17 protein-coding genes, 3 tRNA genes and 2 pseudogenes are annotated in these 14,040 nt (G+C 71.2%); 10 read left to right on the top strand and 12 right to left on the bottom strand.

Annotated elements, in window-relative coordinates; translation table 11 throughout:
• Positions 1–36: 36 nt before the first annotated feature.
• The 7 genes from ACH4K1_RS01800 to ACH4K1_RS01770 form a co-directional block, all read right to left on the bottom strand.
• Complete coding sequence (locus ACH4K1_RS01800; RefSeq protein WP_398085451.1) at positions 37–1,515, bottom strand: DHA2 family efflux MFS transporter permease subunit; 1,479 nt, start codon at positions 1,513–1,515, stop codon at positions 37–39.
• Positions 1,516–1,589: 74 nt separating this feature from the next.
• Complete coding sequence (locus tag ACH4K1_RS01795) at positions 1,590–2,138, bottom strand: TetR/AcrR family transcriptional regulator (RefSeq protein ID WP_398086556.1); 549 nt, start codon at positions 2,136–2,138, stop codon at positions 1,590–1,592.
• A gap of 138 nt (positions 2,139–2,276) precedes the next feature.
• Positions 2,277–2,705, bottom strand: a complete 429-nt coding sequence (locus tag ACH4K1_RS01790; protein WP_398085448.1) for a MaoC family dehydratase — start codon at positions 2,703–2,705, stop codon at positions 2,277–2,279.
• On the bottom strand, positions 2,705–3,157 hold the full coding sequence (locus ACH4K1_RS01785) for a MaoC family dehydratase N-terminal domain-containing protein (protein WP_228989828.1): 453 nt from the start codon (positions 3,155–3,157) through the stop codon (positions 2,705–2,707). The genes ACH4K1_RS01790 and ACH4K1_RS01785 overlap by 1 nt, the downstream gene beginning before the upstream one ends.
• 122 nt (positions 3,158–3,279) lie before the next feature.
• Positions 3,280–3,444 (bottom strand): 50S ribosomal protein L33, encoded by a 165-nt coding sequence (gene rpmG / locus ACH4K1_RS01780; RefSeq protein WP_003956487.1) that lies wholly within the window; start codon positions 3,442–3,444, stop codon positions 3,280–3,282.
• A gap of 88 nt (positions 3,445–3,532) precedes the next feature.
• A tRNA-Met gene (locus ACH4K1_RS01775) sits at positions 3,533–3,605 on the bottom strand.
• A gap of 46 nt (positions 3,606–3,651) precedes the next feature.
• Positions 3,652–3,724, bottom strand: a tRNA-Thr gene (locus tag ACH4K1_RS01770).
• Positions 3,725–3,977: 253 nt separating this feature from the next.
• Between ACH4K1_RS01770 and ACH4K1_RS01765 the strand changes: the two genes are divergently transcribed.
• Together ACH4K1_RS01765 and ACH4K1_RS01760 are read left to right on the top strand one after the other, a co-directional pair.
• The gene (locus tag ACH4K1_RS01765) at positions 3,978–5,273 is read left to right on the top strand and encodes an amidohydrolase family protein (protein WP_398085445.1); all 1,296 of its coding nucleotides are present in this window, start codon (positions 3,978–3,980) and stop codon (positions 5,271–5,273) included.
• Positions 5,274–5,307: 34 nt separating this feature from the next.
• On the top strand, positions 5,308–5,964 hold the full coding sequence (locus ACH4K1_RS01760; RefSeq protein ID WP_398085442.1) for an SDR family oxidoreductase: 657 nt from the start codon (positions 5,308–5,310) through the stop codon (positions 5,962–5,964).
• Positions 5,965–6,101: 137 nt separating this feature from the next.
• On the opposite strand, the gene ACH4K1_RS01755 is transcribed toward ACH4K1_RS01760, so the two are convergent.
• A tRNA-Tyr gene (locus ACH4K1_RS01755) sits at positions 6,102–6,183 on the bottom strand.
• Between the two features lie 163 nt (positions 6,184–6,346).
• Between ACH4K1_RS01755 and ACH4K1_RS01750 the strand changes: the two genes are divergently transcribed.
• The 4 genes from ACH4K1_RS01750 to ACH4K1_RS01735 all read left to right on the top strand — a co-directional run bounded on the left by ACH4K1_RS01750 (position 6,347) and on the right by ACH4K1_RS01735 (position 9,336).
• Positions 6,347–6,835: a YajQ family cyclic di-GMP-binding protein gene (locus ACH4K1_RS01750; protein WP_030112856.1), complete on the top strand. Its 489-nt coding sequence runs from the start codon at positions 6,347–6,349 to the stop codon at positions 6,833–6,835.
• A 147-nt stretch (positions 6,836–6,982) separates the two neighbouring features.
• Entirely contained in the window at positions 6,983–7,735 is a 753-nt protein-coding gene (locus ACH4K1_RS01745) for an HNH endonuclease (protein ID WP_398085440.1), read from the top strand.
• Between the two features lie 174 nt (positions 7,736–7,909).
• On the top strand, positions 7,910–8,500 hold the full coding sequence (locus tag ACH4K1_RS01740; RefSeq protein WP_398085438.1) for a methylated-DNA--[protein]-cysteine S-methyltransferase: 591 nt from the start codon (positions 7,910–7,912) through the stop codon (positions 8,498–8,500).
• Positions 8,501–8,685: 185 nt separating this feature from the next.
• Positions 8,686–9,336, top strand: coding sequence for an alpha-ketoglutarate-dependent dioxygenase AlkB family protein (locus tag ACH4K1_RS01735; RefSeq protein WP_398086555.1), 651 nt, complete (start codon positions 8,686–8,688; stop codon positions 9,334–9,336).
• A 66-nt stretch (positions 9,337–9,402) separates the two neighbouring features.
• On the opposite strand, the gene ACH4K1_RS01730 is transcribed toward ACH4K1_RS01735, so the two are convergent.
• Positions 9,403–9,675, bottom strand: coding sequence for a GlsB/YeaQ/YmgE family stress response membrane protein (locus ACH4K1_RS01730; RefSeq protein WP_307669257.1), 273 nt, complete (start codon positions 9,673–9,675; stop codon positions 9,403–9,405).
• A gap of 191 nt (positions 9,676–9,866) precedes the next feature.
• Here ACH4K1_RS01730 and ACH4K1_RS01725 point away from each other — a divergent pair, with 191 nt between their 5' ends.
• From ACH4K1_RS01725 to ACH4K1_RS01710, 4 genes and pseudogenes are all read left to right on the top strand, one after another.
• A complete protein-coding gene (locus ACH4K1_RS01725; protein ID WP_398085435.1) occupies positions 9,867–10,937 on the top strand; it encodes a MerR family transcriptional regulator in 1,071 nt (356 codons plus the stop codon).
• A gap of 21 nt (positions 10,938–10,958) precedes the next feature.
• Entirely contained in the window at positions 10,959–11,468 is a 510-nt protein-coding gene (locus ACH4K1_RS01720; RefSeq protein ID WP_398085432.1) for a hypothetical protein, read from the top strand.
• Positions 11,465–11,581, top strand: a pseudogene (locus ACH4K1_RS01715) (IS481 family transposase); the annotation flags it as partial. The gene ACH4K1_RS01720 and the pseudogene ACH4K1_RS01715, both read left to right, overlap by 4 nt.
• Positions 11,578–11,895 (top strand): annotated as a pseudogene (locus ACH4K1_RS01710) (integrase core domain-containing protein); the annotation flags it as partial. The pseudogenes ACH4K1_RS01715 and ACH4K1_RS01710, both read left to right, overlap by 4 nt.
• On the opposite strand, the gene ACH4K1_RS01705 reads toward ACH4K1_RS01710, so the two are convergent.
• The 3 genes from ACH4K1_RS01705 to mscL form a co-directional block, all read right to left on the bottom strand.
• Positions 11,892–12,284, bottom strand: coding sequence for a YccF domain-containing protein (locus ACH4K1_RS01705; RefSeq protein WP_398085429.1), 393 nt, complete (start codon positions 12,282–12,284; stop codon positions 11,892–11,894). The pseudogene ACH4K1_RS01710 and the gene ACH4K1_RS01705 sit on opposite strands and share 4 nt — an antisense overlap.
• On the bottom strand, positions 12,281–13,144 hold the full coding sequence (htpX, locus tag ACH4K1_RS01700; protein WP_228989807.1) for a zinc metalloprotease HtpX: 864 nt from the start codon (positions 13,142–13,144) through the stop codon (positions 12,281–12,283). Before htpX ends, ACH4K1_RS01705 begins: the two co-directional genes overlap by 4 nt.
• Positions 13,145–13,483: 339 nt before the next feature.
• Complete coding sequence (mscL, locus tag ACH4K1_RS01695; protein WP_398085426.1) at positions 13,484–13,942, bottom strand: large conductance mechanosensitive channel protein MscL; 459 nt, start codon at positions 13,940–13,942, stop codon at positions 13,484–13,486.
• Between the last annotated feature and the right edge of the window lie 98 nt (positions 13,943–14,040).

The following is a 14,040-nucleotide window of genomic DNA, read 5'->3' as shown; positions in this document are numbered from 1 at the left end:
TGCGGGGCCACGGACCGTACGCCGGGGTCCGGGGGCTCAGACGGCCACCTCCCGCGGCTCGCGGCCCGGCCCCTCCCGCTCCTTCTCCGCCGCGCCCCGGTCCCCCGGTGCGGCGCCGCGGCGGCCCGGGATCAGCAGCGCGGCCAGAGCGCCCAGGGCGACCGCCCCGGCCCCGATCCAGAGGGCGGGCGCGGTGCCGTCCGCGAACAGCCGCGGCGAGCCGTACCCGCCCCGGGCGGCGAAGACCGCGGCGAGGACGGCGACCCCGAGCGCCCCGCCGACCTCCCGCAGGGCGTTGTTGGCCCCGGAGGCGATGCCCTGCTCCCCGGGTCGGACGCTGGAGAGCACCAGTCCGGCGGCGGGCGCGAAGTACATCGCCATGCCGACTCCACCGGTGATCAGGGCGGGGAGCAGGGCGGTGTAGCTCACCCCGGGGTCGATGGTCAGGGCGAAGAGGGAGAGTCCGACGGCCTGGAGCACGAGTCCGGTGACCACCACCGGGCGGCCGCCGAACCGGTCGGAGAGGTGCCCGGCGAGGGGCGCCACGAGGATCGGCATCCCGGTCCAGGGCAGCATCCGCAGCCCGGCCTCGGTGGGCGAGTGGCCCAGGCCGTTCTGCAGGAACTGGCTGAGCAGGAAGATCGACCCGAACATCCCGAGGAACATCAGCAGGCTCGCCGCGTTGATCCCGAGGAAGGCCCGGCCGCGGAAGAGCCGCATCGGCAGTATCGGGTTCTCGGCCCGCAGCCCGTGGCGTACGAACAGCGCGAGCACCGCCGCGCCGGCGGTCAGCCCGGTCAGGACGACGGGGCTGGTCCAGCCGTGGTTCGCGGCGTTGACCAGGGCGTAGACGATGCCGAAGAGGCCCGCGCTGACCAGGACCGTGCCGCGGATGTCCAGGGGCGCCCTCGGGGCGTACGACTCGGGGAGCCGGAGGCGGGCCAGCGGCAGCAGCGCCAGGCCGATGGGCACGTTCAGCCAGAAGATCCACTGCCAGGAGACGTGCTCGGTGAGCGAGCCCCCGATCAGCGGACCTCCGGCGATCGCGACGCCGGTCACCGCCCCGAAGGCGCCGAGCGCCGCCCCTCGCCGCTCGGCCGGTACGGCCTCGCCGATCAGGGTGAGCGTCAGCGGCATCATCACCGCGGCCCCGACGCCCTGGACCGCCCGGAAGGCGATCAGCTCCCCGATGCCCGGGGAGAGGGCGGCCGCGGCGGAGGCGGCGGTGAAGACGGCGAGTCCGGCCATGAACAGCCGACGCCTGCCGAACCGGTCCCCGAGCGCGGCCCCGAGCATCAGCAGCACGGCGAAGGTCAGGGTGTAGGCGTTGACCGTCCACTCCAACTCCTCCAGGCCGCCGCCGAGGTCGTCGCGGATGGAGGGGAGCGCCGTCGTGACGACGAGGTTGTCGAGGGCGGCCATGAATCCGGCGGCGCTCGTGACGGCCAGGACCCAGACCGCTCCCCCGCGGCCCGCTCTGCCGTGCGGCGCCTTCCCTGCTCCTCTTGTCGGCATTGCTCCCCCTGCTGGTTAGTTATTGATTACTAACTTGTACGGACAGAAGACCGGGCGGACCCGGGGCGCGCCGTTCACTCGACGGGCCGGGCCGAGTCGTAGAACCCGGTCCAGACGCGGTGGTCGGCCGGGAAGCCCAGCGAGGCGAGGGTGTTGACGAGCATCCCGTACGCCAGGAAGGTCGTCGTCCCGTTCTCGTCGGCGCCGAGCGCCAGGTGCACGTCGTCCCGCATCCGGGCCCAGGCCGCCCGCAGGGACTCCCCGAAGGCGTGGTCCCCGGCGGCCTCCGCCGCGGCGACCGCCGCGTACATCTGCATCTGCATCATCAGCTTCTCGCCGTCGTGGACGATCAGCCGCTGGTACGCCCTCGCCATGGCGTGCAGGGCCTCTTCCCCCTCCAGCCCCGCGGACGCCTCCGCGAAGACCCCGCGGGTGTCCTCCAGGCAGCGTTCGGCCGCGGCGAGGAAGATGGCCTGCTTGTTGGGGAAGAGCCGGAAGAGGTACGGCTGCGAGACGCCGACCCGCCGGGCGATCACCTCGGTGGACGTCCCGTGGTACCCGCCCCGGGCGAACTCGGTGACCGCCGCCCGCACGACGCTCTCGCGCCGCTCCTGCGCACTCATCCTTGCCATGAAAGTAAGTTATTGCTCAATAACCAACGAGCGCAAGGGTCCGGAGCGGACGGACACCCGCGAGGGGCGCCCCTCCGCAGGCTCCTGCGGAGGGGCGCCCCTCTGACCGCGTCAGCGCGCCGGTACGGCTCAGGCGAGCCGGACGACGGCCCGGGACATCCCCAGGACCTTCTTGCCGTCGCACAGGGCGACCAGGTCCACCCGGACCAGGTTGTCGTCCAGCTTCGCCGCGACCTTGCCGCTGACCTCGATCGACGTGCCCTTGTCGTCGTCGGGCACGACCACCGGCTTGGTGAAGCGCACCCCGTAGTCGACGACCGCGCCCGGGTCGCCGGCCCAGTCCGTGACCACCCGGATCGCCTCGGCCATCGTGAACATGCCGTGCGCGATCACGTCGGGCAGCCCGACCTCGCGCGCGAACCTCTCGTTCCAGTGGATGGGGTTGAAGTCCCCCGAGGCGCCCGCGTACTGCACGAGCGTGGCCCGCGTCACGGGGAACGACCGCGCCGGCAGCTCCGTGCCGACCTCGACCGAGCCGTAAGAGACCTTCGCCGTCATCACGCCTCCTCGGCGGCGCGCGCCACCAGCTTGGTGAGCGCCGTGACCACCAGCTCACCGGCCTCGTCGTGCACGTCCCCGCGGATGTCGAGAACGTCATTGCCCGCGAGGGACTTGATGCCCTCGATCGTCGAGGTGACCGTCAGCCGGTCCCCCGCCCGCACCGGACGTACGTAGGAGAACTTCTGGTCCCCGTGGACCACCCGGCTGTAGTCCAGGCCCAGCTGCGGGTCCTGCACCACCTGCCCGGCGGCCCGGTAGGTGATCGAGAAGACGAACGTGGGCGGTGCGATCACATCGGCGTGACCGAGAGCACGGGCGGCCTCCGCGTCGACGTACGCCGGGTTGGCGTCGCCCACCGCCTCGGCGAACTCGCGGATCTTCTCCCGGCCGACCTCGTACGCCGGGGTGGGCGGATAGGTCCGCCCCACGAAGGACTGGTCGAGCGCCATGAGCTCGCTACCTCCTGATCAAACCTGGTGAAGGACGAATACGGGCACGCCCCGGCAGGGGCGGCCCCATACAACGACACGAGGCCGCCCCCAGAGGGGGCGGCCTCGTGTACGAGCCTGATTCAGCGCGTTTCGCGGTGCGCGGTGTGCGAGTTGCAGCGCGGGCAGTGCTTCTTCATCTCAAGACGGTCCGGGTTGTTACGCCGGTTCTTCTTGGTGATGTAGTTCCGCTCCTTGCACTCCACGCAGGCCAGCGTGATCTTCGGGCGGACGTCGGTGGCAGCCACGTGAGTGCTCCTTGGACGGACGATGAACGGATGAACGCATAAAAGGGTAGCCGATCGAAGGACCGACCCAACCATCGGCTACCGTTAGTAGCGGTGACCGGACTTGAACCGGTGACACAGCGATTATGAGCCGCTTGCTCTACCGACTGAGCTACACCGCTTTGATGACTGAGTCCCCCCGCCGAAGCGGGGTTTCCCGATCACCAGAGCCCCAATGCGGAATCGAACCGCAGACCTTCTCCTTACCATGGAGACGCTCTACCGACTGAGCTATTGGGGCGAGCGATGAAGACATTACACGGTCCCGGGCGGTTGCCCAAATCCGTTTCTCGCGTACGTTCCGGCCCTCCCTCCCGGGCCGCCCACACCCCCTGATCAGGGCGTGATCCACGTCGAACGCGTCTGCGGAACGACCCCTGCCGACGGCCCGGGCGGGCGCACCGGTACGACTATTCCGCTCCTCCCGGAAGCCGTCCCCGTACACCTCTAGGGTGTGGTCACTCCGTGTGATCTGTCCCCTCCCCAGGAGCGCGATGCCTGACAGCCAGCCACGGCGGCCCGACGACAACGCGCCCGACAGCGCCGACGCGGCCACCCCCGCCGAGTCCCCCGCCCTCGTCCTCGGCGGCGCGCGGCTCGTCGACGGCCGGGCCGTCGACGTACGCCTCAGCGGCAGCCGGATCGAGGCCGTCGGCACCGCGGGCAGCCTCACCGCCCGCGGCCCCCGCGTCGACCTCCGCGGCTACCTCCTGCTCCCCGCCCCCGCGGAGGCCCACGCCCACAGCGACGTCGCCCTCACCGCGGACAGCGCGGGCCCGGACAGCCCGGGGCCCGCCTCCCACCGCACCGAGGACATCCAGCGCCGCGCCACCGAGGCCGCCCTCCTCCAACTGGGCCACGGGGCCACCGCCCTGCGCGCCCACGTCCGTGTGGGGGACGTCCGGGGGCTCGCCCCGCTCGAAGCCGTCCTGCAGGCCAGGCGGGCCCTGCGCGGCCTCACCGACGTCCTGCCGGTGGCGGTCCCCCGGCTCCTCACCGGCATCGCCGGGGCGGACAGTCTCGCGATGCTCAGGGACGCGGTGAAGATGGGGGCGGCCGTCGTCGGCGGCTGCCCCGACCTCGATCCGGACCCCACGGGCTACACCGAGGCCGTCCTGGAGATCGCCGCCGAACACGGCTGCCCGGTGGACCTGCACACCGACGGCGACGATCCGGCCCGGCTGGCCCGGCTCGCCTCGATGGCCGCCGGCCTGCGGCCCGGCGTCGTCCTCGGCCCCTGCGCCGGCCTGGCCCACCTCCCCCTGGACGCCGCGACCCGCGCCGCCGACCGGCTCGCCGCCGCCGAGATCACCGTGGTCTGCCTTCCCCAGGGCGGCTGCGCCGGCTCCGAGCGCCGCACGACCGCCCCCGTACGGCTGCTGCGCTCGGCCGGCGTGCGGGTCGCGGCGGGCGGCGGGGCCCTGCGGGACACCGCCAACCCCGTGGGCCGCGGCGACCCGCTGGAGGCGGCGTACCTGCTCGCCTCGCAGGCGGGGCTGCGGGCCGAGCAGGCGTACGAGCTGGTCTCCACGACCGCCCGCGAAGCCCTCGGCCTGCCCGACGTGCGCGTCGAGGCCGGCTTCCCCGCCGAACTCCTCGCCGTACGCGGCGAACGGCTCGCCGCGGCGCTCTCCCTCGGCTACAGCCGCGTCGTGGTCCACCGCGGCCGGATCGTCGCCCGCACCAGCGCCGTGCGCGAGTACTGCGACTCCGACACCGAGGCCGCCGCGGGGCCCGGCGGGCTGCCGCGCCAGGGCCGGTCCGACTCCGGTCCGGGGCCGCGGAACTGAGCACGACCCCGCCGCCGGGCGTACGGTCGGTGGTATGCGCATTGTCATCGCAGGTGGACACGGACAGATCGCACTGCGGCTGGAGCGGCTGCTCGCCGCACGCGGGGATGAAGCCGTAGGGATCATCCGCAACCCCCGACAGAGCCAGGACCTGACCGACGTCGGCGCCCAACCCGCCGTGCTGGACCTCGAATCGGCCACCGTGGAACAGGTCGCGGAGGTGCTGCGGGGCGCGGACGCCGCCGTCTTCGCGGCAGGGGCGGGCCCGGACAGCGGCACCGCCCGGAAGGACACCGTCGACCGCGACGCGGCCGTGCTGTTCGCCGACGCGGCCGAGGCGGCGGGCGTCCGCCGCTTCCTCGTCGTCTCCGCCATGGGCGCCGACCCCGACCACGCCGGGGACGAGGTCTTCGACGTGTACCTGCGGGCCAAGGGCTCCGCCGACGCCGCCGTACGCGCCCGTACCGCCTTGGACTGGACGATCCTGCGCCCCGGCATGCTGACGAACGAGGCGGGCACCGGCCAGGTCCTCCTGGCGGCCTCGACGGGGCGCGGCCCGATCCCCCGCGACGACGTGGCGGCCACGCTGGTGGAACTGCTGGACACCCCGGCGACGGCGGGCCTCACCCTGGAGGCGATCTCCGGAACCAAGCCGGTGACGGTGGCCGTGAAGGACATCGCGGGCAACTGACCGCAGCGGCCCCGGGCCGGAAACCTGATGGGCGGGCGTCCCGCACGGGCGTCCGCCGCCCGGCCCTCGGCTCCTCGGCTCCTCCGGACAACGAGGAAGCCCCCGACCGGTTCAACCGGTCGGGGGCTTCGTTCGCGTGGCGGCGCCAGGGTTCGAACCTGGGTAGGCTGAGCCGGCAGATTTACAGTCTGCTCCCTTTGGCCACTCGGGCACACCGCCTCGAACGACGCGTCGGATCTCGTGGTGATCTCCTTGGCGACGACGTAAACAATACCTGATGGCCAGGGGTGCTCCGCCACCTCATTGATCCGCAGCCGCCGGGGGTGGCGGTGGCTAGGCTTGCGCTGTATCCCCGCACGTACGACGCAAGGAGCCACACGTCATGGCCGACTCCAGTTTCGACATCGTCTCGAAGGTCGAGCGGCAGGAGGTCGACAACGCCCTCAACCAGGCCGCCAAGGAGATCTCCCAGCGTTACGACTTCAAGGGCACGGGCGCCTCGATCTCGTGGTCGGGCGAGAAGATCCTGATGGAGGCGAACGGGGAGGAGCGCGTCAAGGCCATCCTCGACATCTTCCAGTCCAAGCTGATCAAGCGCGGCATCTCGCTGAAGTCGCTGGACGCCGGCGAGCCGCAGCTCTCCGGCAAGGAGTACAAGATCTTCGCCTCCATTGAGGAGGGCATCTCCCAGGAGAACGCCAAGAAGGTGGCGAAGACGATCCGCGACGAGGGCCCCAAGGGCGTCAAGGCGCAGGTCCAGGGTGACGAGCTGCGGGTCAGCTCGAAGAGCCGGGACGACCTCCAGGCCGTTCAGGCGCTGCTGAAGGGCAAGGACTTCGAGTTCGCGATCCAGTTCGTGAACTACCGCTGAGAAACGCCTTGGGCCTGCTGAAACGTGGCCGGTGAGGTGGACAGGGCGCATCGGGGGCACAACGCCGAGGATCCCCTCAGCGGGGCTGCCCGCGTTGCGCCCTCGCCGGCGGGGCGCACTGTCAGTAGCGCCCCCTACGCTTTCCGCATGGCCGCGAACCGCCCCAAGGTGCCTCGCCCGTTGGCCCGACAGCTCCTCGTCGAGGCCGGTCACCGGTGCGCGATACCGACGTGCCGCGCGACCCCTCTGGAGATCGCGCACATCGTGCCCTGGCACCGTGTCCGGAGGCATGACCTCCCCAACATGATCGTCCTGTGCCCGAACTGCCACACCCGCTTCGATCGCGGAGACATCGACCGCCAGGCGATGTTCCGCTACAAGGAGCTGCTACGGCTCTCGGACGCCAACCACGTGGCGCCCGAGGACTCTTCCCCGAGAGCCGGTCTCATCCGGGCCTACCGGCTGTTCCAGAACGAGATGGTCAGGTGGCACAAGTCCATCACCCAGCTGGTCCTGGCCGTCGCCCTCTCCTCCGCCGGCTTTCCGATCCACACTGCGGAGAGGTGTCTCCGCGCCGCGTCCGTCGCCCGCGCGGCCGCCGACAAGCTGGCAGAGCTGGGGGACGAGGACGTCACCGAGGCGGCGAACCACGTCTTCGACCGGTACCGGAGCTGGGCGGACGACGTGTTCGACCTCAAGCCTTCCGTCTTCAACAGGAGCAGCGGGGACGAGGACGAGAAGCGGGAGAGGTTCATGGAATTCGTCGCCCTCCATGAGGAGGTCTGCGCGGCGCTGGACCTGGACCCCGCGGAGCTGGATTTCTTCGAGGCCAGGAGGAACGGCCGGGAGCTGCCCGCAGTCCCCCTCGGCACCCGCGGGCTCTGGAAGACGGGCGGGTGACCGCGCGGCACGCCTCGGTCCCGGGCCCCGGAGCCGTGTCCGAGGCCGGCCTCGACCACGTGCCTCTTCGTGTTCCCCCCGTCTCCACGGGCCGGGCGCGATGTCCGAATACCGCCGGTGAGGTGCGGGGGGCGGACGCACACTGGCCGTACGGACCGGGGAAGTGAGCAGACGATGACGACGACGGTGTACGCGCGGGTGGAGAGCCCGCTGGGTGAGTTGCTGCTGGTCGGCGAGGTGCCGGGCGGAACGGCGGAGGCCGCGTCGGCGGTGGGCGGACCCCTCGTCGGCGGGTCCGCCGCGGGTGTGCGGGCGGCGGACGGGACCGCCGGGGCCGGATCGCTCCGGCTGCTCTCGTTGTCGGTGCCCGATCAGAAGGGCGGTGCGGTCGTCCAGGACGGCTGGCACCACGCCCCCGATGCGTTCGCGGAGGTCGTCCGGCAGTTGGAGGCGTACTTCGCGGGGCGCTCGACGCGGTTCGACGTGCCGTTGGCCGAGGGCGCCGGCACGGAGTTCCAGCGGCGGGTCTGGGCGGCGCTGGAGACGATCCCGTACGGGAGCACGGTGTCGTACGGAGAGGTCGCCGCGCGGGTCGGGGCCTCGGGCGCGGGGGTCCGGGCGGTGGGGACGGCGATCGGGCGCAATCCGCTGCTGGTCGTACGGCCGTGCCACCGGGTGATCGGGGCGGACGGGGCGCTGCGGGGGTACGCGGGCGGCCTGGAGCGCAAAAAGCTGCTGCTGGGGCTCGAAGGCGGGGCGGGCTGACCGTGACGCCCGCGCACCCCCCGCGTTCCGCCGGCTCCCCCTCGGACGGCCCTTCGTCGAACGGCCCGTCCGTGGGCGGATCGTCCGTGGGCGGCCCGTCCGCGGACGATCCGTCTGCGGACGGACCGTCCTCCGAGGGCCCGTTCCCCGGGGATCCGCCCCCGGGCGCCCCCTCTCTCGACGGGCTGTTCCGGCGGCCTCGGCAGGTGGTCGCACCGGGGGCCGTGCACGTGCCCGAGTGGCTGTCGCCGGGGCAGCGCGCGGAGTTGGTGGCGGCGTGCCGCCGGTGGGCGCGGGGGCCGGTCCCGTTGCGGCACACGGTGTTGCCGGGTGGCGGCGCGATGTCGGTGCGGACGGTGTGCCTGGGGTGGCACTGGCAGCCGTACCGGTACGCGCGTACGGCCGACGATGTGAACGGCGCCCGGGTGGCCCCGTTCCCGGAGTGGCTGGGTGAGCTGGGGCGGGCGGCGGTGGCCGAGGCGTACGGGGACGAGGCTGCGGCGCGGGCGTACGCGCCGGACACCGCGCTGATCAACTTCTACGACGACGCGGCGCGGATGGGCATGCATCAGGACAAGGAGGAGCGGTCGGGCGCTCCTGTGGTGTCGTTGAGCATCGGGGCGCGGTGCGTGTTCCGCTTCGGGAACACGGAGGGACGCGGTCGGCCGTACACCGATGTGGAGCTGGCGTCCGGGGACTTGTTCGTCTTCGGCGGGCCGTCGCGGTTCGCGTTCCACGGGGTGCCGAAGGTGTACACGGGAACGGCCGACCCGGCGGCGGGGCTGCGGACCGGCCGGTTGAACCTGACGCTGCGGGAGACCGGGATGGCGGGCTGACGGCGGTACGCACTCGGCGTCCGCGGGCCTCGGCGGCCGGTCCCCCGGTCTGCGGTGGCCTCCTGGTCAGCGGCGGTCGCGGGAGTGGCCGAACAGCAGCCGGTAGGCGATCAGCAGGACCAGGGAGCCGGCGATGGCGGCGATCCAGGTCGCGGTGTCGTAGAAGTCGTTGCTGATGGGCCGGTCCAGGAACCGGCTGGAGAGCCAGCCGCCGACGAAGGCCCCGGCGACCCCGATGAGGGTGGTGCCGATGATGCCGCCCGGGTCGCGCCCCGGAAGGAGGATCTTGGCTATGAGCCCGGCAAGCAGGCCGAGAACGATCCAACTGATGATGCCCATGTCGCTGCACCCACCCTTTGCGTGTGTCGTGTCGGCAAAGACGCGGTGAGCAGGTGTTCGGTTGCCCGGGGCCTGCTGGGAGCCGGTGGGCGGGGAGGCTCGGACGCGCCCCAGCTGTTGCTGACGACGAGGTCGGCGGCACCGCTCGTCGGTGTTGACCTTCGAGTTGGTCGAAGCTCAATGATGGCGAGGTGCCGAATTCTGAGCTGATGCCGATCGGCGTCTTTGCCCAGCGCAGTGGTCTCACCTCCAGCGCGTTGCGGTTCTACGCCGACTCCGGGCTGCTGCCCCCTGCCGAAGTCGACCCGGTCTCGGGCTACCGCTACTACAGCGCTGGCCAGGTGGCGCGGGCGACCGCGCTGCGTCAGCTCCGTGAGATCGCTATGCCCCTCTCCGGTGTCGAGGCGGTACTGAGTTCCGGGGCTGACGAGGCCTCCCGGCTGCTCGACGAGCATGTGTCGAAGGTGGTGGGAGACGCGGCGGCGGCACAGCAGAAGGCTGCTGTCATCAAGTCCGCGCTCGGCAGTGAGCCAGGTCTTCCGATTACGGCGCTCAAGGGCCCGGTACTGGCGGATGCGGTCGAGCAGGTCCTGACCGCGACCGCACACGAGCCCGGGATGCCGGTCCTCGCCGGCCTGCGCATCGAGGCAAGCCATGAGGCGGTCACCCTGACCGCGACTGACCGTTACCGGCTCTCCACCCGAACCCTGGTGCCGACGCAACCACCGAGGCAGACCTGGGCCGGCACGGTCAACGGCGACGAACTGCGGGCCGCGGTCGCCGAGATCCGCCGCAGCGCACTGGTGAGACTCGAAGCGGTGCCGCACGGGATCTGGCTCCGCGTGGCCGACCGGGAGGACCGGCATTGCCGGTTGCTGCCCGAGGAATTCCCCGACTACCGCCTCATGCTCGCGTCACTGGGTGAGGTCACCACCCGTGTGACGGTCTCGAAGGATCTGCTCCTGCGCGCCCTGGAAGAACATCCCGGCGAGCGCATCGCGCTGCACGTTGCCGACCACGGAGTGAACGTCGCGTCAGCGGATGACGAACACCCCGACATCCCGCTGCCGGCTACCGCGACGGGTCAGGCCCTCCAGATCTGGTTCGAGCTGACCACGCTCTATCCCGCGGTGAGCACCGCGATCGGCCCCGACGTGATGCTCGACCTGCGGGGAAACGACCAGCCCGTCACGATCCGCTCCGCCGACCGCGGCGATCTCACCACCCTGGCCATGCCCATCACATCCGACCACTCCGTCTGAGAACGACGACAAGGAACATCCATGCCCACCGCACCCGCCGGCCTCGACCCGACCATGGAAGCCATCGGCCGAGCCGTCACCCAAGGCCGGGCTGGTGACATCGCTGCCGCCCGCCAACAGCTCCTGAACCTGTGGTCCGCGATCGGCGTCACCGGCGACCCGCTCCATCGCTGCTCTCTCGCTCACTACCTCGCAGATCTCTACGGAGATCCCGCCCAGTCCCTGGCCTGGAACGTCCGGGCCCTGGACGCCGCCGACGCCGTGACCGAGCAGCGCGTCCAGGAACACCACGCCGACCTCCACATCGCCGGCTTCTACCCTTCCCTGCACCTCAACCTTGCCGACGACTACCGCCGACTAGGCTCCTTCGAAGCCGCCACCGAGCACATCGACGCGGCCAAAGAGCGCGCCTCCCACCTTCCTCGGAATCCCTACGGTGACCTGCTTCGTGGCGCCGTCCAAGACGTTGCCGACGCCATCGCCGGGCGGGACACCACACGGCGAGCCTCTGCGCCCGGTTCCCCTGCGTGACGCACAAGAACGCGCCCCTCACCGTGGAGGGGCGGCGTCGCCTCATCGAGCGCTGCCGCACGAGGCCCATCGCCCACGTCGCAGCCGAGATGGGGATCTCCCGGGCGTGCGCATCGAACGGATCGTGACGGGGAACGGTGCCTGCTGCCGAGTCGAGAGCTTCTCCCGAGCCCTACTCGGCTCCAGCCACCAGCGCATCGCCCCGTACACGCCACGGCACAACGGAAAGGCCGAGCAGTACGACCGCATCCTGGCCGGAGTGTTCCTCCACGCCAGGACGTGGACATCGGAAGCCCGGCGCACCCCGTTCCTGGACCGCTGGAACGCCCACTACGACTACCGCCGACCTCACCCTGCGATCGGAAGCCGAACACCGGCAGCACGGCTACCGGGCGGCGTCACCAACGTCATGGCCTCCTCCGCCTAGCGGGTGGCGAAGGGCTGGTCGGTGGGGACGATCTCCTTGCCGAAGGGCATGAGGGAGACGGGGATCAGCTTGAAGTTGGCGATGCCCAGGGGGATGCCGATGATCGTGATGCAGAGCGCGATGCCGGTGGTGATGTGGCCCAGGGCGAGCCACCAGCCGGCGAGGACCAGCCAGAGGACGTTGCCCACGCAGGAGGGCGAGCCGGCGTCCCGGCGGTCGACCACGGTCTGACCGAACGGCCAGAGGGCGTAGAAGCCGATCCTGAAGGCGGCGAGCCCGAAGGGTATGCCGATGACGGTGACGCAGAGCAGAAGGCCCGCGAGCAGGTAGCCGAGGAACATCCAGAATCCGCAGAGGATCAACCAGATGATGTTCAGAACGGTTTTCATGGACGGTGACCTGCCATCTGTTCCAGTCGGGCGATCCGCTCCGCCATCGGCGGATGGGTGGAGAACATCTTCGCCATGCCCTGCCCGGGACGGAAAGGGTTCGCGATCATCATGTGGCTGGCGGTCTCGATCTTCGGCTCGGGAGGCAGCGGGAGCTGTTTCGTCCCGGCGTCGAGCTTGCGCAGAGCGTCGGCGAGGGCCAGCGGGTCGCCGGTGAGCTGGGCCCCGGAGGCGTCGGCCTCGTACTCGCGGGAGCGGCTGACGGCGAGCTGGATGATCGAGGCGGCGAGCGGTCCCAGGAGCATGATCAGGAGCATGCCGAGGAGACCGGGCCCCTCGTCGTCGTTGGAGCGGCCCACCGGGATGAGCCAGGCGAAGTTGACCAGGAACATCACGACGGAGGCCAGGGCCCCGGCGACGGACGAGATGAGGATGTCCCGGTTGTAGACGTGGCTCAGCTCGTGGCCGAGGACGCCGCGCAGCTCCCGTTCGTCGAGGATCTGGAGGATGCCCTCGGTGCAGCAGACCGCGGCGTTGCGCGGATTGCGGCCGGTGGCGAACGCGTTGGGCGCCTGCGTCGGGGAGATGTAGAGGCGTGGCATGGGCTGGCGGGCCGCCGTGGAGAGCTCGCGGACGATCCGGTAGAGCTGTGGTGCCTCGAACTCGCTGACGGGGCGGGCGCGCATGGCCCGCAGGGCGAGCTTGTCGCTGTTCCAGTAGGCGTACGCGTTGGTGCCGACGGCTACCAGGAGCGCGACGACGAGTCCCGTACGGCCGAAGAAACTGCCGATGACGATGATGAGTGCGGACAGTCCCCCGAGGAGTACGGCGGTCTTCAGCCCGTTGTGCCGGCGGTGCACGGTACGCCCTCCAAGTGGTGCAGCAGGGGAACCCTTTGCATGGTGGTGCTCCACTCCCCAGTGGAGCCTCCTGTACTGGTCAACGCCAGGCGGGAGGAGCTAGTTCCCTTGTGCGTGCGGCCGGAGGGCGGGGCCGTGCCGCGTGTTCGCGCCGGGTCGGGCCCCCGGCCCCGTACAGAGGGGCGCTGGGCCGTACGGGTGGCGGTGCGCCTCGGGGGGGGCGTTCCGGTGCGCCGGGGCGGCGGGCGCCGCGAAGGGCGCCGCCGTGCAGTCGGCGCCGCCGGGTGGTCGGCGCCGCCGGGTGGTCGGCGCCGCCGGGTGGTCAGTGCCGCCGGGTGGTCAGTGCTGCTGGACGGGGAGCTTGGCGAGGGCGAGCGCCTCGGGGTCGGGCTCGACCTCGCTGGTGCAGTGTCCGCAGCGGGAGGCGACGGAGGGGATCTCGCTGAAGCAGCGCGGGCAGTCGCGGAGGGCGGCCTTGATGTCGGGGGCCTCTTCCTTGGCGAAGCGGTTCTGCACCTTGGCCATGGGGACCACGACGCAGAAGTAGAGGACCGCGGCGGTGATCAGGAAGGCGATGGCGGCGCTGACGAAGAGGCCGAAGGGGAACTTGACGCCGTCGACCGTGAAGGTGGCCTTGCTGAAGTCCCCGGTGCCGCGGGTGGCGAGACCGATCAGCGGGGTGATGAAGGCGTTGCTGAACCCCGTGACGACCGCGGTGAAGGCGGCCCCGATGGCGAGACCGATCGCCATCGAGATGACGTTCCCGCGCAGGATGAAGTCCTTGAACCCGTTCAGCACAGCTCTCTCCTCTTGTCCCCGACGTGTCGGCGTCGAATACGTGACGTATGCAGCCAAGACCATGCCCTGTGGCGAGGGGGGCGGGCAAACCGGTCCCG

Source organism: Streptomyces sp. NPDC017448 (genome assembly GCF_044330565.1).
GTDB lineage: Bacteria > Actinomycetota > Actinomycetes > Streptomycetales > Streptomycetaceae > Streptomyces.
The sequence above is the reverse complement of the archived record's forward strand: the minus strand, read 5'-3'. Positions and strand labels throughout refer to the sequence as shown.